Below are 20371 nucleotides of genomic sequence, written 5' to 3' on the forward strand. Positions count from 1 at the left end.
CCTTAGCCCGCTCTGACATGCACAGCGACATGCACAGCGACATGCCCGGTGACGCGCCCAGTGACACGCCCCGCGACCTGCGCGGCAGCGGGCCCGGCGGCGGGCCGGACGGCTGCCCGCGATGCGGACGGACCGCCCCCGGTCTTGGCGTTCCCCCGTCCGGAGGCTAGCCTGTCGCTCCTGTAAACCGAAGAACGTCGCGGGAGCTTGGACCAGCCAGGCTGAGAGTGCGCCGGTTCGACCGTAGGGCATGGCGGTGACGCCACCACGGCCGAGGGGGCGCTGACCGCCGGAACCTGTCCGGGTAATGCCGGCGTAGGGAGTATCGGCCATGACGGCTGTTCCGTCTGCCCAGCTTTCCGAGCGCGCCCCCGAGGCGCGCGCCGAGGCACCGCTGACCCTCGACACCGCCCCGCCGCGCACCCTGGACTTCCGGGCGCTGTTCGCGCTGTGGGCGAACCTCGGGGTGAGCCTGATCGGCTTCACCAGCGCCGCGACGGTGCTCGGCAAGTCCGGCCAGGAGCTGGGCTTCGCCGCCGCCGTGACGGCGATCGTCGCGGGCACCGTGATCGGCACCGCGATGCTGGCGGTGGCGGCCCTGGTGGGCGCCCGGACCGGCGCCCCGGCGATGGCGGTGCTGCGCGGCCTGTTCGGCACCCGGCTGTCGTACGTGCCGACGGTGCTGAACATCGTGCAGTGCGTCGGCTGGGGCGTGTACGAGCTGACGGTGGTGGCCTGGGGCGCGCAGACCGTGTCCGGCACCGCGGGCTGGCGCTGGCTGTTCGTGCTGCTGGCGGGCGTGCTGACCACGGTGCTGACGATCTGGCCGCTGGGCGCGATCGCGGTGCTGCGCAAGTACGTGGCGGTCGCGGTGGGCGCGGCGATGGTGTACTTCACGGTGCAGTTCGCCCGGCAGGGCTTCCCGGACCCGGGCGCGGGCAACTGGCACGGCTTCCTGCACGCGACGGACGCGGTGATCGCGGTGTCGGTCTCCTTCGTGCCGCTGGCCGCGGACTACACCCGGCACGCGCGCAGCTCCTCGAAGGCGTTCTGGGCGACGTTCTCCGGGTACTCGGTGGCCCAGGTGTGGTGCTACGTGCTGGGCGTCGTCGCGCTGCTGCAGTCGGGCGGCGACGAGGGCCGGATCTTCGAGTCGTTCACCGGCGTGGCGGCGGGCTGGGCGTTCCTGCTGGTGCTGGTGCTGCGGGAGACCGACCAGTCGTTCGCGAACGTGTACTCGACCGCGATGTCGGTCCACAACCTGTGGCCGCGGGTGGACCGCCGGGTGCTGACCGGCGGGATCGGCGTGCTGGTGACGGTGCTGGCGCTGCAGATCAAGGAGTTCACCGACTCGTACTACGGGTTCCTGGGCCTGATCGGCTCGGTGTTCGTGCCGCTGTTCGCGGTGCTGGCGGCCGACTACTTCCTGGGCGCGGGCCGACGCGGCTGGGACCTGGGGCAGGACGCCCCGGCCCGCTGGGTGATGCTGCTGCCGTGGGCGGTGGGCTTCGCGGTGTACCAGCTGCTCGCCCCGTCCGGGATCGGCGACTGGTGGACCGGGCTGTGGGAGGGCGTCCAGCGGGCGGTGCACTTCACCCCGCAGGCGTGGACCTCGGCCTCGCTGTTCTCGTTCCTGGCGGCGGCGCTGGCCACCCTCGCGGTGACCGCGCTGGAGCGGCCGAAGGACGACGCCGGGCGCTCCTGAGCCGCGGCCGTCCGCCCGTTCGGCCGACCGCCCGACCGCCCGCCGCCGGGCCGGGAAACGACCACCGGCCACCCGCCCGCCGCCCGGCCGGAGACGGCCGCTGTTCACCCGCCCGTCGCCGTGCCGGGGGACGGCGGCCACCGGGCGCCGCGTACGGTGGTCGGCGTGGACACCCAGCACAGCGCGGCCGGTCCGGCCGCCGCCCGGACGGACCGCGTCGACCGCTCGGCGGTCAAGGTGATCGCCCACCGGGGCTCCTCGGCGGCGCTGCCGGAGCACACCGAGGAGGCGTACCGGCGGGCGCTGGAGGAGGGCGCGGACGGGCTGGAGTGCGACGTCCGGGTCACCGCCGACGGGCAGTTGGTGTGCGTGCACGACCGCACGGTGGAGCGGACCTCCGACGGGCGGGGCACGGTGTCGGCGATGACGCTGGCTCAGCTCTCCGCGCTGGACTTCGGTTCGTGGAAGGACCCCCGGGAGCCGCGGCGCAGCTCGGTGCTCACCCTGGAGCGGCTGCTGGAGCTGGTCGCGGACGCCGGGCGGCGGGTGGAGCTGGCGATCGAGACCAAGCACCCGGTGCGGTACGCGGGCCGGGTGGAGGCCGAACTGCTGCGGACGCTGGGCCGGTTCGGGCTGCTGCCGGCCTCCCCCGAGGAGTCGGCGGTGCGGGTGATGAGCTTCTCCGAGCTGGCCCTGCACCGCGTCCGGCGGGCCGCCCCGGCGGTGCCCCGGGTGTACCTGTGGGAGCGCCGGCTGCCGGTGCTGGGCCGGACCAGGTCGCTGCCGGGCGGCGCGTCGATCGCGGGCCCGGGCATCGAGCTGGTGCGGCGGAACCCGGGCGTGGTGACGGCGCTGCGCCGGGCCGGGCACCGGGTGCACGTGTGGACGGTGGACCGGCCGGAGGACGTCGAACTGTGCCTGTCGCTGGGGGTGGAGGCGCTGATCACCAACCGCCCGGCCGAGGTGCTGGCCCGGCTCGGGCGCTGACCGCCCCGGCCCGCGCGCGGGGCGGCACCCGCGGTCCAATCGCGTGACAGAAATACCGAACGGGGTATTTCCGCGCGGTGTTTCCCGCCGATCGCCGGGGCGGAACGTGAGGGACGCCTCACCTTTTGCCCGTGGTCCGTGCGGATGTCGTTAATGCCGCCATCGGATCGTCGAACGTCCGTTTCCGACGCATTACCTGCGGGCATCCATCCCTCGGCAGAAGCTGAAGGAGGTCCGGGGGTGGCGTTGATGGTGGCGCGAGCTGTGCCAGTTCAGGCCGGGTCGACCTCATCGGCCATGGCGGTTCCGCACGGGCCGGCCAGTGTTTCGACCGCGCGGCGCAGGCTGCGCAGCGATCTCGGCGACCGGTCGATACCGGAAGCGGTGATTGACGACGCGGTGTTGATCCTCTCCGAACTGCTCAGCAATTCCTGTCGGCACGCGAGACCGCTGGGGCCGGAAGGCGACGGCGCGGCCGACGAGGAGGCGGAGAGCGGCACGGTGCTGGTGAGTTGGCAGATGCTCGGCGACGGCCTGCTGACCCTGGAGGTGACGGACGGCGGGGCGGTGACCCGGCCGGTCCCGGCCAGCCCCTCGGTGACGGCGCACGGCGGCCGGGGCCTGAGCATCGTGGGCAAGCTCGCCCGGGACTGGGGCGTGCGGCACGCACCCGGTCAGGTGACGGTCTGGGCGCAGCTGCCGGCGTTCGGGCAGGTCGCGGGCGGCGGGCGGCGGCGCAGCGCCTGAGCGGGGCCCGGGCGGGGCCGCGCGGGCGAAGTAGGCTGCCCGGTGCAACGTCCGACGTCTCCGGGAGAGCCGCACCATGGCCAAGAAGGCCGCGAAGAAGCAGCCCAGCCAGTCCACCGCCGTCGAGGGCGAGGTCCCGGTCGTCGGGGCGCGCGAGGCGTGCCCGTGCGGTTCCGGCCGCCGGTACAAGGCCTGCCACGGCCGTCAGGCGGCGCACGCGGTGCAGGAGTTGGTGCACCGCCCGTTCGAGGGCCTGCCGGGCGAGGCCGACTGGGTGGCCCTGCGCGAGCTGGTCCCGGCCGCGACGGTGCCGCTGGCGCTGGCCGCCGGGGTGGCGGACGAGGCCGTCGGCGACGTCCCGTCGGTGACGCTGGCGACGGTGCTGCCGCTGGCCTGGCCGGCGCTGCGCCGCCCGGACGGGTCGATCCTGCTGGGTCTGCAGACGCAGTCCTCCTCCGGTGACCTGAGCCGTGACCTGGCGGACGCGCTGGAGCTGGCGCTGGCCACCGAGCCGGGCACCCCGGTGCCGGCCCGCCGGACCAACCCGGGCGGCCGCCGCCTGCAGGACCTGCTGGACACCTCGGCCGCGTTCGAGCCCGAGGTGCACACCGGCTTCGAGTTCTGGCTGGAGGACGCCGAGTCGGCGACCGGCGAGGTGGCGGCCTCGCTGGAGCGGGCCAACGCCTCGGCGATCCCGACCGAGAAGCTGGCCGGGGTGGACTCGGCGTACTGGTGCGGCACGCCGGACAAGAACCACCTGCGCTGGGTGATGACCGTCCCCGAGGAGCAGCTGCTGGACGCGCTGGCCCGGCTGTCGGCGGCCGGCGACAGCTCGCTGGGCGAGGACACCAAGCTGGTCGGCTCGTTCCGGGCGCACGGCCTGACCGTCCCGGTGTGGGACCTGCCGGTGGAGATGTCCGCCGCCGAGGTGGAGAAGCCGGCCGTGGAGTTCGCCGCGAAGCTGGCCGAGGTGCTGGCCGCGCCCGCGCCGCTGACCGCCGAGGAGCGCCGGGCCCGGGCCAATCTGGTGAGCCGTCAGATCACCCTGAACTGACCGCCCGCACCACTCCGGAGTGACCCGCGTCACATTTCCCGGCGTTCACCGGAAGGCCGCCGGGAATCCCAAAGACCTTTCGGCGTGGACAAATTGGCGCGGAGCCGGATCTTTGTTACTGTTTGGAATGTCCGACCGCTGGTGCATCCCCCGTCGCCAGCGGTCGGACATTCGTCGTTCCGGGCCGTTCCCCGCAGCCTAGCTGACTGAGCATCATCAAGACGGGCGGCTCCGAGGACCGGCCCGGGCCCAGCCGGAGACCGGCCCGGAGGCCGGTTCAGCGCTGCGGCAGGGCGACCGCGCTGGCCGTGATCAGCCCGCCCAGCAGCGTCCCGACCTCCGGCAGCCACGGCCGGCCCCGCCCCGGCCGGCGCACCCAGTGCACCGGGCCCGCCCCCGTCCGGGACGGCGGCAGCACCAGGTACCCGCCCGGCCCGTGGTAGCGCAACGCCCCCGGCACCCAGGGCCGTTCGGCCAGCATCCCGCCCAGCTCCGGCAGCGTGTACGGCGCGGTCAGCAGCACGAACCGGCCCGGCGTGCCGAGCACCGGGCCGCACGGGACGCCGATCTCCTCCAGGTGCCGCAGCAGCCACGGCCCGGCCGGGCGCGGCAGGCTCACCGCGCCCAGCGCCCGCCCGGTCGCCGCCAGCACCGGGCGCCCGGCGCGCGCCGCTCCACCACCAGCGCACCATCCGCGGATCGGTGGTGGCCGCCTCCAGCGGCGGGTCGTGCGGGTGCCCGCCGGGCACCGTGCAGGACCGGTCGGCGCACGAGCACGGACCCGGCGCCCCGCGGACCGTCCGCGCGCCCGGCAGCACCGGCCAGCCGCACCCGACGGCGGCCTCCAGCGCGGCGGCGAGCGCCAGCGAACGCCCCCGGCGGCCCGGCCACCACCGGCCGGCACGCTCGGACAGCTGCTCTCGGCGGGGTGGGCGCATGGCGGCTCGTTCCTTTCCGCGTTCGCATCGGAGCGCACGGCACGGTCGGTGCGATCGTCCGACCGGTCGGACGGCGTGTTCGGCGTGCTCGGGGTGGCGGGCGGTGCGTGTGCGTCTCGGCTACCCGCCGCTGGAACGAGAATCCCCCATACCTCCGGATGGACGCGGCCGCCCGGCCCCCGGTTCCACCGTACGAGTGAGTGCGTCCCGCCCCGGGTGGCGCCCCGGCGGCCTGCCCATACGATCCCTGGCACGTTCGGCCGCCGCACTCCTGGACATGCCCCGATCGGCCTGTGTACAAGTGGGGGAAACATGCCGAGTAGTGAGTAAAGACATCGTTTCGGTCGGTCTCGGTGGTCTTGCGTGACACGTTCCGGATTGTGGGGAGTTGCGACATGACCGACGTCCACCCGTTGGCGTCCTCCGCGTCCGCGGCCACGGCGCTGACGCCCGCCCCGGCCGCCGCTCCGGTGCCGCCGGAGCCGCTGCCCGATCTGCTGCCGGTGCTGGGCGAGGTGCCCGCGGCCGACCTGCAGGACCGTTTGGCCGGATGGCTGTCCGATTTCACCAGCCTGCAGGAGCACCTGGAGCTGCTGGCCCGGGCCGACGGCCTGGCCGGCACCCTGGACGCGCTGCTGGACTCCGGCGCGGCCCTGCTCGGCGCCCGCCGCGGCCTGGTGGTGACGCTGCCCCCGGGGCCGGACCGCCAGCCGGCCCGCCCGGTCGGGCTCGGCCTGGACCGGGCGACGCTCGGCACGCTGGAGACCGTCCCGATCGAGCACGGCCCGTTCGCCGGGCTGCTCGGCCGCCCCGGCCCCGGGGGCCGGCTGCTGATCGCCGACCTGGCCACCGACCCGGCCGTCGGCCCCCGCTTCCGCGAGGTCGCCGAGCAGCTCGGCCTCGGCGCCTGCTACGCGCTGCCGCTGTCCGGCGGCCCCGAGGGCCCGCTCGGCGCCGCCGCCTGGTTCTACGACGAGCCGGGCAGCCCGGACGAGCGCCGCGAGCACCTGGTGCGCCGCTACTGCGAGTTCGCCGCCCCGCTGCTGGCCCGCCAGCTGGCGGCGGACCGGGCGGTGCGCGCCGCCGAGGCGCTGCGCCGCTCGCTGCTGCCCGACCACCTGCCCGCCCGGGCCGACCTGAAGGTCGCCGTGCGCTGCGTGCCCGCCGGGCTGGAGCGGGCCGCCGGCAGCGACTGGTACGACGCGATCGCGCTGCCCGACGACACCGTGGGCCTGACCGTCGGCAGCGTGCTCGGCGGCGGCCCGGGCGCCGGGCCCGGCTCGGGCGTGGGCGCCGCCGCCGCGATGGGCCGGGTGCGGGCCGCGCTGCGCGCCTACGCGGTGCTGGAGGGCGAGGACCCGGTCTCGGTGCTCGGCGACCTCGAACTGCTGCTGAAGACCACCGAGCCGACCCGCTCCGCCACCGCCGTCTACGCCTGCGTCGACCCGGCGGAGCGCCGGATCGCGCTGGCCGGCGCGGCCAACTGCCCGCCGGTGCTGCTCACCCGCTACGGCGCGAACTTCGTGGAGACCTCGCTGTCCGCGCCGCTGGGCATGCTCAGCTGCTGGGAGGCCCCCGGGGTGGAGCTCACCGCGGAGCGCGGCGACGTGCTGGTGCTGTACACCGAGGGCCTGGCCCGCCGCTTCGCCCCGAACCTGCACGCCGGGCAGAGCGCGCTGCGCCGGGCCGCCGCCGACGCCCCGCGGGACGTCCGGATCGACCCGGACCGGCTCTGCGCCCACCTGCTGGAACAGGCCGGCGGCGGCGAGCCCGGGGTGGACGACCTGGTGCTGCTGGCCGTCCGCTTCGAGTGAGCCCGGAGCCTGCCCCGGGCCGGACGCCCGGCCCGGCGCCCGGGCCCACCGGACGACGGACGCCCTTCCTCCGTTCGAACGGCCCTACGTACCATGGGGGCGACATCCGCCCGCCGCCCCGCGATCCGGGGACGGGCGGGCGGTAGCGCGCGCGAGGAGGCGACGTAGTGACCGAGGACCGCAGCCCGGCGGTGTCCGAGAACCCCGAGGGTTCCGCCCAGGGCGAGGAGGCCGAGAAACCGGTCAAGAGCCGCAAGAACGGCCTGTACGACGGCGTCTCCGACGAGCTCGCCGCGTCCATGCGCACCGGCTGGGCCGACACCGAGCTGCACGGCCTGCAGCCCGACGTCCAGGCCCCGTACGCGGCCGCGCGCCGTGCCGCGCTGTCCGCCGCGTTCCCCGGCGAGCGCCTGGTCGTGCCCGCGGGCAACCTGCGCACCCGGGCCAACGACACCGAGTACGCCTTCCGCGCCGCCAGCGAGTACGTCCACCTGACCGGCAACCGCACCGAGGACGCCGTCCTGGTCGGCGAGCCGGTCGACGGCGGCCACGCGTTCGCGCTGTACCTGCTGCCGCGCTCCGACCGGGAGAACGGCGAGTTCTGGCTCAGCGGCCAGGGCGAGCTGTGGGTGGGCCGCCGGCACTCGCTGGCCGAGTCCGAGCAGCTGTACGGCCTGCCGGTGCGCGACGTCCGCAAGGCCGCCGAGGAGCTGGCCGCCGCCACCGTGCCGACCCGGATCGTGCGCGGCTACGACGCCGGCCTGGAGGCCGCCCTCGCCGAGCAGCTCGACCCGGAGAAGGACGACGAGCTGACGGTGTTCCTGTCCGGGCTGCGCCGGGTCAAGGACGAGTGGGAGATCGGCGAGCTGCGCGCCGCCTGCGACGCCACCGTGCTCGGCTTCACCGACGTGGTGCGCGAGCTGGACCGGGCCGTCGCCACCTCCGAGCGCTGGATCGAGGGCACCTTCTGGCGCCGCGCCCGGGTCGAGGGCAACGACGTCGGCTACGGCACCATCGCCGCGGCCGGCCCGCACGCCACCACCCTGCACTGGGTGCGCAACGACGGCGACGTCCGCCCCGGCGAACTGCTGCTGCTGGACGCGGGCGTGGAGACGCACACCCTCTACACCGCCGACGTCACCCGCACCCTGCCGGTCAACGGCACCTTCTCCCCGCTCCAGCGCAAGATCTACGACGCGGTGTACGACGCCCAGGAGGCCGGCATCGCCGCGGTGCGGCCGGGCGGCCGCTTCCGCGACTTCCACGACGCCGCGCAGCGGGTGCTCGCCGCGCGCCTGCTGGAGTGGGGCCTGATCGACGCCTCGGTGTACGACCTGGAGAAGGTCCTGGAGCTCGGCCTGCAGCGCCGCTGGACGCTGCACGGCACCGGCCACATGCTCGGCCTCGACGTGCACGACTGCGCGCACGCCCGCCGCGAGGAGTACGTGGACGCGCTGCTGGAGCCGGGCGTGGTGCTGACCGTCGAGCCCGGCCTGTACTTCCAGGCCGACGACCTGACCGTCCCCGAGGAGTACCGCGGCATCGGCGTGCGGATCGAGGACGACATCCTGGTCACCGCCGACGGCAACGAGAACCTCTCCGCGGCCCTGCCCCGGCAGGCCGACGAGGTCGAGTCCTGGATGGCCGGGCTGTCCGCCTGACCCGCTGACCCGCGCTCCGCGCCGGGGCCCCACCGGAGAACCCCGCCGGTGGGGCCCCGCGCGGTCGCGGGCGGACGGGGCGCGGGAGGGCACCGGCGCGCTCAGTGGCGCCGGCCCCAGCCCGAACGGGCCGCCCTGATCTGGATGTTCTTCGCATAACGGACACGGAACGACGTGGGCATCTGAGGCTCTCCGGACGTGGTGGTGGAAAGTCGAGGACAGTCGAGGACAGGGGCGGCCGCACCGCCCCCCGACCTGGTGACGCTCCATCCTCCCGGGAGGTTGTCCCCCGGTTCCAAAGGTTTTCCGCCGCGCTCCGCCCCCGTCCGGTCAGCCTGCGCCACCGTCCGTGCGCACCCGTCCGCTCCGGACGCCACCGGCGCCGGACCGGCGGCCCGGACGGCTACACTCGGCGCGAAACCGCCACCGGCCGCCCCGGGGAGCACCACATGGCCGAGCCCGTACCCGTCACCATCGGAAGGCGCCCGGCGCCGGTGCACACCGTCGCGGTGTACGCCTTCGCAGGCATGGCCCCGTTCGAACTCGGCGTGGTGGTCGAGGTGTTCGCCCTCGCCCGGCCCGAGCTCGCCGGGCTGCTCTCCGCCCCCTGGTACGACGTCCGGGTGTGCGCCGAGCGCCCCGGCCACCCGCTGGAGGCGGTCGGCGGGTTCTCCCTGACGCCCCGGCACGGCCTGGAGGAACTCGCCGCCGCCGACACCGTCGTGGTGGTCGGGGTGCCCGACCCGTACGGCGACGTGCCGCCCGCCGTGGTCGCCGCGCTGCGCACCGCGCACGCCCGCGGCGCCCGGGTGGTGTCGATCTGCTCCGGCGCCTTCGCCCTGGCCGCCGCCGGGCTGCTGGACGGCCTGCCCGCCACCACGCACTGGCGGTACGCGGGGGAGCTGCACCGCCGCTACCCGGGCGTCCGGGTCGACCCGGACGTGCTGTACGTCGACAACGGGCAGGTGCTGACCAGCGCGGGCAGCGCCGCCGGCATCGACCTGTGCCTGCACCTGGTCCGGCAGGACCACGGCGCCAAGGTCGCCAACACCGTCGCCCGCCGCTTCGTCGTGCCGCCGCACCGGGACGGCGGCCAGGCCCAGTTCGTCCAGGCCGCGGTGCGGCCGGTGGAGGAGCCGGAGGACGGGGTGGCCGACTCGATGCGCTGGGCGCTGGACCACCTCGCCCGGCCGCTGACCGTGCCGCTGCTGGCCCGGGCGGCCGGCATGTCCGACCGCTCGTACCTGCGGCACTTCACCGCCCGCAACGGGGTCAGCCCGATGCGGTGGGTGGCGATCCAGCGGATCGCGGCCAGCCTGCCGCTGCTGGAGTCGCCGGAGGGCAGCGTGGAGGAGATCGCCGCGGCGGTGGGCTTCGAGTCGGCGGCGACCTTCCGCCACCACTTCGGCCGCACCATGCGCACCTCCCCGACCGCCTACCGGCGCACCTTCGGCCGGGCGGCCTGAGCCGCCGTCAGTCCTCCCGCGCCCGCTCCAGCCGGTCGGCGTTGGCGTGGACCGCGTCCCGCAGCCACTGCGCCAGGCCCGGGGCGAGCTTCTCGTACGTCTCGGTGAACCGCGGGTCGGCGAGGTACATGTCGCCGAGGCAGCGGTGCATCGCCGGGCCGCAGTCGTAGAAGTTCAGCCCGATGTGCTGCCGGTGCTGCTCGGCCACCGCCATCGCCTGCTCGCTCCCCGGGGCCGATCCGGCGGTGAACGCCGCCACCAGGGCGTCGTTGATGCCGTCGGCCTCGGCCTTGATCCGCTCCCAGTCCGCCTTGGTGTAGCGGGCGGTCCGCTGCCGGGACTGCTGCCAGGCGGCGCTCCCGCCCCAGCGCTGCCGGGCCTCGTCCTCCCAGTCCTCCTGGTAGTCCGCGCCGAACACCTCGAACTTCTCCTCCGGGGTCAACTGGATCCCCAAGGTCCTCGCCTCCATCGCTCGCTCGACCGCCGCGGCGAGTTCCTCCAGCTTGCGGATCCGGTCGCCGATCAGCTCGCGCTGCCGGCGCAGGTGCTCGCTCGGGCCGACCGTCCGGTCGTCCAGGATCGCCGCGATCTCCTCCAGCGGGAAGCCGAGTTCGCGGTAGAACAGGATCTGCTGCAGCCGGTCCAGCTCGGCCTCGCCGTAGCACCGGTAGCCGGCCGGGGTGCGGCCGTCCGGCGACAGCAGGCCGATCCGGTCGTAGTGGTGCAGGGTGCGCACCGTGACCCCGGCGATCGCCGCCAGCCGTCCGACCGTGTAGCCCTCGCCGTCCATCGCGTTCCCTCCTTCCCGCCGCTGTTGCGACCAGCCTGGAGCCTCACGCGGCGTGAGGGTCAAGCGGGAGCCGGGCGGGCCTCAGTCGGCGACGCCGCCCTGCGCGAGCACCTTGTCCATCCGCAGCCGCACCAGCAGCTCGCCCGGGACGCCGTTGCGGGCGGCGTACTCCTCGGCGCGGTCCTCGCCCATGTAGCGGGCGGCGATCCGGCCCGCCCAGTGCCGGACCTCGGCCGGTTCCTCGCTGACCGAGGCCACGCCCTCGACCAGCACGAACGCGAACGGCGGCCGGTCGTCGTCCACGCACAGCGCGGCCCGGCCGTCGCGCCGCAGGGTGCGGCCCTTGACGGTGTCCCGCCCGGTGTTGAACACCAGGTCGTCGCCGTCGAGCAGGAACCAGACGGGCGCGAGGTGCGGACGGCCGTCGGCGCGGGTGGTGGCGAGCTTGCCGGTGCGGGTGCCGTGGGAGAGGAAGGCGCGCCACTCGGGCTCGGTCATGGTGGGCATGGCCGCCATCCTCCCGGCTCCCGCCCGGGCCGCCTACTCGGACTCGCCGTAGCGGATCAGGTAGGCGGCGAACCGGTCCAGGTCCTCGTCGTCCCAGGAGGTGAAGCGGTCGGTGAAGGCCCGCCGCCGCTGCTCGTACGCCTCCGCGAGCAGCTGCTCGCCGGCGTCCGTCAGGTGCAGCAGCTGTCCGCGCTGGTCGTCCGGGTCGGCCACCCGGCCCAGCAGCCCGAGCCGCTCCAGCGCGGCGACCTGCCGGCTGACGGTGGACTTGTCGAGCATGAAGTGCGACGCCAGGTCGGCGGCCCGGCAGGACCCGCGCTCCTTCACCAGGTCGAGCATGCTGTACGTGACCAGCGAGAGCTCGGGGTGCAGCTGGGCTGCCTTGTGGCGGGCCCGGCGGGCGAACGCGGTCAGCTCCCGCTGGATGGTCTCCAGCGCGGCGTCGCGGTCGGGCATGGCGGTGGCTCCTTCGTCGTGCGGTGTTGCGGACCACGGTAGGGGCAGCCGCACTCAGACGCCGACCGCCTCCTCCATCTCCTCGTCCCCGGCCCGCTCCCCGGCCTGCGCGACGGGCTGCTCCGCGGGCTGTTCCCCGGCCTGCGCGGGGGCCGCGGCCAGGGCCCGCCGCCGTTCGGTGCGGGCGGCCAGCAGCAGCAGCGCGGCGCCGGCCGCGAGCCAGCCGAACAGGGTGGCGACGTGGCCGCCGAGCCCGGCCCGGCCGCCGAAGTACACGTGGTCGCGGACGCCCTCCAGGAAGCCCGCGCCGTTCCAGAACGAGTGCAGCGCGCCGTAGAAGCCGTTCTGCAGCTCGGGCTGGAAGATGCCGCCGGAGCTGGTGAAGTTGAGCATCACGAACAGCGCCATCATGGTGAGCGTGGTCCACCGGCCGAGGAAGGTGTGCAGGGCGGTGCCGATCGCGATGATGCCCGCCGCGTACAGCCAGCTCATCGCCCAGACGCCGAGCAGGCCGTGCTCGACCAGGTGGAACACCGGCCCGGCCAGGGCGAGGCCGAACAGGCTGACCACCAGGGCCACGCCGAGGCCGAGCAGCGCCCGCACCCGCATCGCCAGTGCCGCACCGGCCGCGCCGAGCACCGCGACCGAGCCGTAGGAGCCGATGCTGAGCGCCACCAGCAGGAAGAACAGGCCCTGCCCGGTCGGGTCGCCGGCCGGCAGCGGGGTGAGCTCCTGGACGGTCAGCGGCCTGCCCTGCCGGGCGGCGACCTCGGTGAACACCTTCTCGGCGGCGCTGGCCGAGGTCTCCGAGTGCGCGGTGGCGACCAGCAGGGTCGGCGCGTCGGCGTCCGGCACGTAGGCGGCGACCAGGTCGCGGTCGAGCAGCCGCTGCCGGGCGGTGCCGGTGTCGGCCGCGGTGGTGACGTCCAGCCCGTCACCGGCCTTGTCCTTGAGCGTCTGCGCCAGCACCTGGACCTGCGGGCCCTGGCCGACCACGGCGACCGGGAGCTGGTGCGGGGCGGGGGCGTGGAAGGCGGAGAGGTACGCGATCCCCATGCCGAGGCACATCAGCAGCGGTGTGACCAGGTGGGTGAGGACGTGCCGCAGGGCGGGGCGGGACACCGCGGACAGCGAGGACATCACAACTCCATGGTTGGAAACTACAACTAATATTTAGTTGCACTTTACAACGCGAGATTGTCCCGCAGCCACCCCCCGCCGCGCCCTGTGGCACGGCTCACCCGCCTACAGCAGGTCGTCGAGCTCCCGCAGCAGCCGGCTCTTCGCCCGCGCGCCCACCATCGACCGCACCGGCTCGCCGCCCTTGAACACCATCAGCGTCGGCATCGACAGCACCCCGTACGCGATCCGGGTCTCCGGGTTCGCGTCCACGTCCAGCGCCACCACCGCCAGCTTCCCCGCCTGCTCCTCGGCCAGTTCCGCCAGCACCGGCGCCAGCTGCCGGCACGGCGGGCACCACTCGGCGGTGAACTCCACCAGCACCGGCCCCTCGGCCGCCAGCACCTCGCTCGCGAAGTCCCGGTCCGTCACACTGCGCACGCCGCCCATCGGCTCCTCCTCGCTCTCGTCGTCACTCCTCGGTGCGGACCAGCTCGCAGCGCGGCTCGTCGGAACCGGACCCGGCCAGCGCGTCGCGGGCCGCCTCGGCCTGCGCCAGCTGGCCCGCCAGCACCTCCCGGACCTCGCTCAGCCGGGCCACCATCGCGTCCAGCTCGGCCAGCTTCGCCCGGTACACCTCCAGCGAGGCCGGGCACGAGTCGCCCGCCGGATGACCGGCCCGCAGGCACTCCACGAACGGCCGGGTCTCCTCCAGCCCGAACCCGAAGTCCTGCAGCACCCTGATCTGCCGCAGCAGCCGCAGGTCCTCCTCGTCGTACGCCCGGTACCCGTTGCCCCCGCGCCGCGCGGGCAGCAGCCCCCGCGACTCGTAGTACCGCAGCGTCCTGGTGGTGGTGCCCGCCCGCTGTGCCAGCTCGCCGATCCGCATGCCACGACGCTAGACCTTCACCCCGGCGTCAACGCCAGCCCCGGGCCGGGAAGCCGCCTTGCGGTGATCGTTACGCTCGCCTGATGACCGAACTGACCACGGCCCTGCTCGCGGCCTACGACGAGCACATGCGCGGCCTCGGCACCGCCGGCGAGGGCGAGACGCACGACAGCGACGGCCCGCTGCTGCGCAAGTACGGCGGCTTCCGCGGCTTCGTCACCTCGCCCCGCCCCGACCTCGGCCTGCGCGACCGCGAACTCGACGAACTCATCGCCCGGCAGCGGGAGTTCTTCGCCGCCCGGGGCGAGGCCGTCGAGTGGAAGACCCGCGGCCACGACCTCCCCGCCGACCTCCCGGCCCGGCTCACCGCCGCCGGCTTCGTCGGCGAGGAGGCCGAGACCGTCCTGATCGGCCTCGCCGCCGAACTCGCCACCCCCACCCCCGCTCCCGAGGGCGTCACCATCCGCCGGGTCACCGACCCCGCCGACATGCGGCGGATCGCCGCGATGGAGACCGAGGTCTGGGACGAGGACTGGTCCTGGCTGGCCGGCGACCTCGCCTCCCGCGCGGGCGACGCCGACGGGTTCCTGGTCCTGGTCGCCGAGACCGACGCCCCGCGCCCCGAGGTGGTCTCCGCCGCCTGGCTCACCAGCACCCCCGGCACCGGGTTCGGCGGCCTCTGGGGCGGCTCCACCCTCGCCGCCTGGCGCGGCCGCGGCATCTACCGCGCCCTGGTCGCCCACCGCGCCCGCTGGGCCCTCGACCACGGCATCCGCCACCTCCAGGTCGACGCCTCCCCCGACAGCGCCCCCGTCCTGCGCCGCCTGGGCATGCACGCCGTGACCACCACCACCCCGTACGTCTGGACCCCGCCCGCCGGCTGACCCGCATCGCGCCGCACTCGGTGCGCAGCAGCGGGGGCGCTGCGCGCGGCGGGGTCGACGTGCCGGTGGGCGACCGTCCGGAAAATTTCCGAGAATTCTGCGGGGTGGCGTGTAGAGAACCGCTCCCCCGGCTCCGACCACTGGACGCAAGCACGACACCGCACGCACCAGACGAGGAAGTGGTCCACGTGAAGTACCTGCTGATGACCTACGGCAACCAGGAGAAGTGGGACTCGCTGCCGGCCGAGGGCTGGACCGAGGCGATCGCCCAGCAGGACGCCTTCAACAAGCGCTACCAGGAGAGCGGCGAACTGATCGGCGCCTACGGCCTGAACGACGCCGCGACCTGCCGGATGGTGGGGCGCAAGGACGGGCTGCCCGTGGTGAGCGACGGCCCGTACCTGGAGACCAAGGAGTACATGGCCAGCTTCTACCTGCTCGACGTCGACAGCGAGCAGCGGGCGCTGGAGATCGCCGCCGACATGCCGTGGGCCGACCGCGAGCCGGTCGAGCTGTGGCCGATCCTGCACGAGGCCAAGTGAGCCTGCCGGCCCGCACCGACCAGGACCTGCTGCGCGAACTCGCGCCGCAGGTCCTGGCCGCGCTGCTGCGCCGCCACTCCGGCGCGTTCGACGCCTGCGAGGACGCGGTGCAGGAGGCGCTGCTCGCGGCCGCCGAGCAGTGGCCGCGGGAGGGGCGCCCGGAGAACCCGCGCGGCTGGCTGGTGACGGTGGCCTCGCGCCGGCTGGTCGACCTGGTCCGGGCCGACCGGGCGCGGCGCGAGCGCGAGGAGCGGCTGTTCCTGGCGACCCCGCAGTCCGAACTGCTCGGCCGCCCGGCCGACGCCGGGCCGGACGCCGACCGGGACGACTCGCTGGCGCTGCTGTTCCTGTGCTGCCACCCGGCGCTGACCGCGCCGAGCCGGGTCGCGCTGACGCTGCGCGCGGTGGGCGGCCTGAGCACCGCGCAGATCGCGGCGGCGTTCCTGGTGCCGGAGGCGACCATGGCGCAGCGGATCGGCCGGGCCAAGCAGACCATCCGCTCCTCGGGCCTGCCGTTCGCGCTGCCCGGCCCGGACGAGGAGGCCGGGCGGCTGCGCGAGGTGCTGCAGGTGCTGTACCTGGTCTTCAACGAGGGCTACACCTCCACCGCGGGCGACGAGCTGACCACCTCCCGGCTCTCCGACGAGGCGATCCGGCTGACCAGGCTGCTGCACCGGCTGCTGCCCGGGGACGCGGAGGTGATGGGCCTGCTCGCGCTGATGCTGCTCACCGACGCCCGGCGCCCGGCCCGCACCGGCCCGGACGGCGAGCTGGTGCCGCTGCCGGAGCAGGACCGCGGCCGCTGGGACGCGGCGGCGATCGCGGAGGGCACCGCACTGGTCGAACGCGCCCTCCCGGCCGGCCGGGTCGGGCCGTACCAGTTGCAGGCGGCGATCGCGGCCCTGCACGACGAGGCGCCGGACGTGGCGGCGACCGACTGGCCGCAGATCCTGGCCCTGTACGACCTGCTGCTGCGGGTGGCCCCCGGCCCGATGCCCGCGCTGAGCCGGGTGGTCGCGCTGGCCGAGGTCCGCGGCCCCGGGCCCGCGCTGGAGGAACTCGACGCCCTGGAGGGCGAGTTGTCCCGCCACCACCGCTACCACGCGGTCCGCGCCGAACTGCTCGCCCGGGCCGGGCGCGCCGCGGCCGCCGCCGAGTCCTTCCGCCGCGCGGCGGCCCTGGCCCCCAGCCTCCCGGAACGCCGCTACCTCACGGAGCGGGCCCGGCAGCTGCCCTGAGGGCCACCGGCGCGACGGCCCGGCCACCGGTACGAGGGCCCAGCCACCGGTACGAGGGCCCGGCCGGGGTCAGCGGCCGACGGCGACCGCCACGGCCGCGTCGATCGCACCGTAGAGCTCGGAGCGCAGGCCGAGGCGGGTGGCGCGGATGTCCACCGCTTCGGCGACGGCGGGCTGGGCGTAGCGGTCGACGGACTCGCGGATGCCGTGGACGAGGGGGGCGCCGGCCTGGCCGAGTTCGCCGCCGATGATGATGGCGGCGGGGTTGAGGCAGTTGACCAGGTCGGCGAGGACCCGGCCGATGGTGCGACCGGCCTCGCCGATGACGCGGGCGGCGGCGGGGACGTCGGCGAGCTGGTCGAGCGGCGGGAGGTCGACGGCCTCGCCGGGGCGGGCGCCGGGCGCGAGGACGTGCACCAGGCGGCGGCGGACCTCGACGATGGAGGCGACGGACTCCAGGCAGCCGCGGTTGCCGCAGCGGCACCAGGTGCCGGTGTCGGGGAGCTGGATGTGGCCGATCTCGCCGGAGATGCCGCTGGCGCCGCGGTAGATGCGCCCGTCGAGCAGGAGGCCGGCGCCGATGCCGGTGGACGCCTTGACGTAGACGAGGTCGTTGACGGCGTGGCCGGTGCCGTAGGCGCGTTCGCCGCGGGCGCCCATCTCGGCGTCGTTGCCGACGGCGACGGGGCGGTCGAAGACCCGGCCGAGTTCGGCGGCGGGGTCCATGCCGATCCACTGGGAGAGGGTGGAGGGGGCGCGGACCACGTTGGTGCGGGTGTCGAGGGCGCCGGGGATGCCGGCGGCGATGGCGGTGATCTCGTCGAGGCGGTGCCCGGCGGCGTCGAGGGCCCGGCCGGCGAGGGTGCGGGCGGCGTCGAGGACCTCGCGCGGGTGGTTGTCGACGTCCAGGTGGGCGGTGGCCTCGCCGAGGACGGCGCCGGTGGTGTCGGCGACGGCGGCGGTGAGGTGGGTGTGGCCGAAGTCGAAGGCGAGCACCAGGGCGTGGGCCCGGCGCAGGGTGACGGCGGCGGCGCGGCGGCCGCGTCCGGTCGGGCGGAGGGGGCCGTCGGCGGCGGGGGAGGCGGTGGTCTCGCTGACGAGGCCCTCGTCGAGCAGGTCGGTGACCGCGCTGCTGACGGCGGAGCGGGAGAGCCCGGTCAGCCGGCTGATCTCGGCCCGGCTCAGGGTGCCGTGCTCGCCCAGGACGGCGAGCAGGGTGGCCCGGGTGCGCAGGCGGCGGGCCGAGGGGGCCTGGGTGGCGGGGGCTGTCATGCACGGAACGGTAGCGGACCTGCCGCCCCTTTTCACCGTTGAAAGGATTATTTGACAGCCTGCTCGTCCTCTTGACGGACGAATTGGCCTATACCTATGGTCTAGGTCAGCAGGAGTACCTCATGTGCCGGTACGCGGGACGCGCCGGGAGAGGAAGGCCGATGAACGCCACCCAGAGCCGTCATCGCTGGTGCGTCGAGATTCCGCACGCCAACGAGATCCGCTCCGGCCGCCACCTGTTCATCGTGGACGCCGCCGCCGAGGAGGACGCCCGCCGCGAGGCGATCGAGCGCGCCGAGTCGGCCGAGGCCCGCAGGCACCGCCGCGACGCCGACCTGGACCTCGCCCAGGTCACCGTGGTGCACCTGGGACTGCTCCGCACCCACTGATCCCCCGCCCGGCCGCAGCCGACGGGGGATCCGCCGTTCCGGGGCGCCCGCCCCGCCCGCATCCGCCCGCCGCACCCCTATCCGCCCGCCGCACCGACTTCCGGCCCGCCGACTTCCGGCCCGCCGACTTCCGGCCCGCCGACTTCAGCCCGTCGACTTCCGGCCCGCCCGCCGACGCGTCGACCGCCGCACCCGGGCCCCGTCCCCTCCGCCCGCACCCGCCCGATCGGGCCCGGTGCGGCACGGGTGTGACTTCACCCGACCGGGTTTGTATGCTTCGCTCGACTTCTACAGCCATGTAGAAGTTCGGCCGACGGCAACGGGTGAGGGGGCGTCATGTCCGCACGCAGGGCGAAGGGCGGTCGCGGCGGCGCACGGAACCGCGGCCACCGGGCGCGGCGGATAGCCCTGTGGGCCACCGCGGGCACCGTCTCGCTGGCCGTCCTGGCCGGCGGCCTGGTCTACTACCGGCTGAACGGCAACCTGAGCACCTTCGACGAGGACGGCGTCAGCAAGGACCGGCCCGCCGCCGGGAGCGCCGACGCCCAGGGCCGCACCCCCGTCAACCTGCTGCTGATCGGGTCCGACTCGCGCGACGGCGCCAACAAGGACCTCGGCGGCGGCGAGGACGGCGGCGCCCGCTCGGACACCGCGATCCTGCTGCACGTCTACGCCGACCACAAGCACGCCGTCGGGGTGTCCATCCCGCGCGACTCGCTGGTCGAGATCCCGCCCTGCATGCTGCCGAACAAGACTTGGACCAAGGACCAGCCCAGCGCCATGTTCAACAGCGCCTTCTCGGTCGGCGACACCGAGCAGGGCAACCCGGCCTGCACCCAGAACACCGTGGAGAAGCTCACCGGGCTGCGGGTCGACCACACCATGGTGGTCAACTTCCAGGGCTTCGCCGACATGACCAAGGCGGTCGGCGGCGTCGACGTCTGCCTGCCCAAGGCCGTCTACGAGGGCGACCTCGACCCCAACCTCGGCCACAAGGGCAAGGAGTTGTTCAAGCAGGGCCACCAGACCATCTCCGGCCAGGCCGCGCTCGACTACGTCCGCATCCGGCACGGTCTCGGCGACGGCTCCGACATCGGCCGCACCAAGCGCCAGCAGGCCTTCCTGTCCTCGCTGATCAAGCAGGTCAAGTCGCAGGGCATGGACCCCACCACGCTGCTGCCGCTGGCCGACGCCGCCACCAAGGCGCTCACCGTGGACCAGGGCCTGGGCTCGGCCGCGAAGCTGATCGACTTCGCCATGTCGCTCAAGGACGTCGACCTGCACGACATCAAGTTCCTCACCGTGCCCTGGCGCTACCAGGGCGAACGCGTCGCCCTGGTGCACCCCGACGCCGACCAGCTGTGGGCCGCGCTCCGCAGCGACCGCACCCTGGACGGGCAGGACGGCTCCGCGCCGCCCGCCGCCGGCACCGACTCCGCCTCCGCCGAGCCGGGCCCCGCCGCGTCCGGCGCCGCCTCCGCCGGGACGCCGAGGACCGACGGCACCGGTGTCAGGGTCGCCGTCTACAACGGCACCGACACCCCCGGGCTGACCACCCGGGCCGCCGAGGCGCTGGAGGGCTCCGGCTTCACCGTCACCGGCCGGGCCAACGCCGCCTCCCGCACCCACCGCAGCACCCTGGTCGAGTACGGGCCCGGCGAGAGGGCCCAGGCCGAGAAGGTCGCCGCGCTGTTCCCCGGCGCCGTCCTGGAGGCCGGCGGCCGGGCCGGGATCGCGCTCACCCTGGGCGCCGACTACGCCGCCGACGGCGGCACCACCGCCGCCCCGCCGGTGCCCACCGGCCCGCTGCCCACCAGCGTCAGCCAGGCCCGCTCCGCCGACGACGACGCCTGCGCCGACCTGACCTACGGCTGAGACTCGCGACCGAGACCCGCGGCCGGGGCCCACGGGCC

Annotated in this window: 20 protein-coding genes and 1 riboswitch; of the genes, 12 read left to right on the forward strand and 8 right to left on the reverse strand. The window is 75.0% G+C overall.

Going from position 1 to position 20371, the window contains the following annotated elements:
* Positions 1-189: 189 nt before the first annotated feature.
* A riboswitch (TPP riboswitch) is annotated at positions 190-341 on the forward strand.
* The 4 genes from HUT16_RS16755 to HUT16_RS16770 all read left to right on the forward strand — a co-directional run bounded on the left by HUT16_RS16755 (position 332) and on the right by HUT16_RS16770 (position 4493).
* Positions 332-1705 carry a cytosine permease gene (locus HUT16_RS16755; protein WP_176188969.1) on the forward strand — a complete coding sequence of 458 codons (1374 nt, stop codon included), beginning with the start codon at positions 332-334 and terminating at the stop codon, positions 1703-1705. It overlaps the preceding riboswitch by 10 nt.
* 165 nt (positions 1706-1870) lie before the next feature.
* Positions 1871-2692: a glycerophosphodiester phosphodiesterase gene (locus HUT16_RS16760; protein ID WP_368662686.1), complete on the forward strand. Its 822-nt coding sequence runs from the start codon at positions 1871-1873 to the stop codon at positions 2690-2692.
* A 249-nt stretch (positions 2693-2941) separates the two neighbouring features.
* Entirely contained in the window at positions 2942-3439 is a 498-nt protein-coding gene (locus HUT16_RS16765) for an ATP-binding protein (RefSeq protein ID WP_176192708.1), read from the forward strand.
* A gap of 76 nt (positions 3440-3515) precedes the next feature.
* Positions 3516-4493 (forward strand): DUF5926 family protein, encoded by a 978-nt coding sequence (locus HUT16_RS16770; RefSeq protein ID WP_176188970.1) that lies wholly within the window; start codon positions 3516-3518, stop codon positions 4491-4493.
* Positions 4494-4770: 277 nt separating this feature from the next.
* Here HUT16_RS16770 and HUT16_RS16775 read toward each other — a convergent pair whose 3' ends face one another.
* Entirely contained in the window at positions 4771-5745 is a 975-nt protein-coding gene (locus HUT16_RS16775; protein ID WP_368662740.1) for a bifunctional DNA primase/polymerase, read from the reverse strand.
* An 81-nt stretch (positions 5746-5826) separates the two neighbouring features.
* Between HUT16_RS16775 and HUT16_RS16780 the strand changes: the two genes are divergently transcribed.
* From HUT16_RS16780 to HUT16_RS16790, 3 genes are all read left to right on the forward strand, one after another.
* Positions 5827-7245 carry a PP2C family protein-serine/threonine phosphatase gene (locus tag HUT16_RS16780; RefSeq protein ID WP_176188971.1) on the forward strand — a complete coding sequence of 473 codons (1419 nt, stop codon included), beginning with the start codon at positions 5827-5829 and terminating at the stop codon, positions 7243-7245.
* Positions 7246-7412: 167 nt separating this feature from the next.
* Positions 7413-8906, forward strand: a complete 1494-nt coding sequence (locus HUT16_RS16785) for an aminopeptidase P family protein (protein WP_176188972.1) — start codon at positions 7413-7415, stop codon at positions 8904-8906.
* A 449-nt stretch (positions 8907-9355) separates the two neighbouring features.
* Positions 9356-10372, forward strand: coding sequence for a helix-turn-helix domain-containing protein (locus tag HUT16_RS16790; protein ID WP_176188973.1), 1017 nt, complete (start codon positions 9356-9358; stop codon positions 10370-10372).
* A gap of 7 nt (positions 10373-10379) precedes the next feature.
* Here the strand turns inward: HUT16_RS16790 and HUT16_RS16795 are convergent, their stop codons facing one another.
* The 6 genes from HUT16_RS16795 to HUT16_RS16820 all read right to left on the reverse strand — a co-directional run bounded on the left by HUT16_RS16795 (position 10380) and on the right by HUT16_RS16820 (position 14133).
* Entirely contained in the window at positions 10380-11162 is a 783-nt protein-coding gene (locus tag HUT16_RS16795) for a MerR family transcriptional regulator (protein WP_176188974.1), read from the reverse strand.
* 81 nt (positions 11163-11243) lie between these two features.
* Positions 11244-11660, reverse strand: a complete 417-nt coding sequence (locus HUT16_RS16800; RefSeq protein WP_176192709.1) for a PPOX class F420-dependent oxidoreductase — start codon at positions 11658-11660, stop codon at positions 11244-11246.
* A 42-nt stretch (positions 11661-11702) separates the two neighbouring features.
* The gene (locus tag HUT16_RS16805) at positions 11703-12125 is read right to left on the reverse strand and encodes a MarR family winged helix-turn-helix transcriptional regulator (RefSeq protein ID WP_176188975.1); all 423 of its coding nucleotides are present in this window, start codon (positions 12123-12125) and stop codon (positions 11703-11705) included.
* Positions 12126-12179: 54 nt separating this feature from the next.
* Positions 12180-13265, reverse strand: a complete 1086-nt coding sequence (locus HUT16_RS16810) for a hypothetical protein (RefSeq protein WP_176188976.1) — start codon at positions 13263-13265, stop codon at positions 12180-12182.
* Between the two features lie 105 nt (positions 13266-13370).
* Complete coding sequence (gene trxA, locus HUT16_RS16815; protein ID WP_303392080.1) at positions 13371-13694, reverse strand: thioredoxin; 324 nt, start codon at positions 13692-13694, stop codon at positions 13371-13373.
* 22 nt (positions 13695-13716) lie between these two features.
* A complete protein-coding gene (locus HUT16_RS16820; protein ID WP_176188978.1) occupies positions 13717-14133 on the reverse strand; it encodes a MerR family transcriptional regulator in 417 nt (138 codons plus the stop codon).
* Between the two features lie 83 nt (positions 14134-14216).
* Between HUT16_RS16820 and HUT16_RS16825 the strand changes: the two genes are divergently transcribed.
* The 3 genes from HUT16_RS16825 to HUT16_RS16835 all read left to right on the forward strand — a co-directional run bounded on the left by HUT16_RS16825 (position 14217) and on the right by HUT16_RS16835 (position 16797).
* On the forward strand, positions 14217-15017 hold the full coding sequence (locus tag HUT16_RS16825) for a GNAT family N-acetyltransferase (protein WP_176188979.1): 801 nt from the start codon (positions 14217-14219) through the stop codon (positions 15015-15017).
* A 188-nt stretch (positions 15018-15205) separates the two neighbouring features.
* Positions 15206-15559 (forward strand): YciI family protein, encoded by a 354-nt coding sequence (locus HUT16_RS16830; RefSeq protein ID WP_176188980.1) that lies wholly within the window; start codon positions 15206-15208, stop codon positions 15557-15559.
* A complete protein-coding gene (locus tag HUT16_RS16835; protein ID WP_176188981.1) occupies positions 15556-16797 on the forward strand; it encodes an RNA polymerase sigma factor in 1242 nt (413 codons plus the stop codon). Before HUT16_RS16830 ends, HUT16_RS16835 begins: the two co-directional genes overlap by 4 nt.
* Positions 16798-16866: 69 nt before the next feature.
* Here HUT16_RS16835 and HUT16_RS16840 read toward each other — a convergent pair whose 3' ends face one another.
* Positions 16867-18069 (reverse strand): ROK family transcriptional regulator, encoded by a 1203-nt coding sequence (locus HUT16_RS16840; RefSeq protein ID WP_176188982.1) that lies wholly within the window; start codon positions 18067-18069, stop codon positions 16867-16869.
* Between the two features lie 161 nt (positions 18070-18230).
* On the opposite strand from HUT16_RS16840, the gene HUT16_RS16845 reads away from it, so the two are divergent.
* On the forward strand, positions 18231-18458 hold the full coding sequence (locus HUT16_RS16845; RefSeq protein WP_030457509.1) for a hypothetical protein: 228 nt from the start codon (positions 18231-18233) through the stop codon (positions 18456-18458).
* Between the two features lie 336 nt (positions 18459-18794).
* Positions 18795-20333, forward strand: a complete 1539-nt coding sequence (locus tag HUT16_RS16850) for an LCP family protein (RefSeq protein WP_176188983.1) — start codon at positions 18795-18797, stop codon at positions 20331-20333.
* Positions 20334-20371 lie beyond the last annotated feature (38 nt).

It is taken from the genome of Kitasatospora sp. NA04385 (assembly GCF_013364235.1).
Classification (GTDB): domain Bacteria; phylum Actinomycetota; class Actinomycetes; order Streptomycetales; family Streptomycetaceae; genus Kitasatospora.

Coding starts and splice junctions, on each gene's coding strand:
- HUT16_RS16820 (WP_176188978.1), bottom strand. CDS start 14,133: ATGCGGATCGGCGAGCTGGCACAGCGGGCGGGCACCACCACCAGGACG.
- HUT16_RS16800 (WP_176192709.1), bottom strand. CDS start 11,660: ATGACCGAGCCCGAGTGGCGCGCCTTCCTCTCCCACGGCACCCGCACC.
- HUT16_RS16825 (WP_176188979.1), top strand. CDS start 14,217: ATGACCGAACTGACCACGGCCCTGCTCGCGGCCTACGACGAGCACATG.
- HUT16_RS16845 (WP_030457509.1), top strand. CDS start 18,231: ATGAACGCCACCCAGAGCCGTCATCGCTGGTGCGTCGAGATTCCGCAC.
- HUT16_RS16780 (WP_176188971.1), top strand. CDS start 5,827: ATGACCGACGTCCACCCGTTGGCGTCCTCCGCGTCCGCGGCCACGGCG.
- HUT16_RS16755 (WP_176188969.1), top strand. CDS start 332: ATGACGGCTGTTCCGTCTGCCCAGCTTTCCGAGCGCGCCCCCGAGGCG.
- HUT16_RS16795 (WP_176188974.1), bottom strand. CDS start 11,162: ATGGACGGCGAGGGCTACACGGTCGGACGGCTGGCGGCGATCGCCGGG.
- HUT16_RS16790 (WP_176188973.1), top strand. CDS start 9,356: ATGGCCGAGCCCGTACCCGTCACCATCGGAAGGCGCCCGGCGCCGGTG.
- HUT16_RS16775 (WP_368662740.1), bottom strand. CDS start 5,745: ATGTTTCCCCCACTTGTACACAGGCCGATCGGGGCATGTCCAGGAGTG.
- HUT16_RS16810 (WP_176188976.1), bottom strand. CDS start 13,265: ATGTCCTCGCTGTCCGCGGTGTCCCGCCCCGCCCTGCGGCACGTCCTC.
- HUT16_RS16765 (WP_176192708.1), top strand. CDS start 2,942: ATGGTGGCGCGAGCTGTGCCAGTTCAGGCCGGGTCGACCTCATCGGCC.
- HUT16_RS16805 (WP_176188975.1), bottom strand. CDS start 12,125: ATGCCCGACCGCGACGCCGCGCTGGAGACCATCCAGCGGGAGCTGACC.
- trxA (WP_303392080.1), bottom strand. CDS start 13,694: ATGGGCGGCGTGCGCAGTGTGACGGACCGGGACTTCGCGAGCGAGGTG.
- HUT16_RS16840 (WP_176188982.1), bottom strand. CDS start 18,069: ATGACAGCCCCCGCCACCCAGGCCCCCTCGGCCCGCCGCCTGCGCACC.
- HUT16_RS16850 (WP_176188983.1), top strand. CDS start 18,795: ATGTCCGCACGCAGGGCGAAGGGCGGTCGCGGCGGCGCACGGAACCGC.
- HUT16_RS16770 (WP_176188970.1), top strand. CDS start 3,516: ATGGCCAAGAAGGCCGCGAAGAAGCAGCCCAGCCAGTCCACCGCCGTC.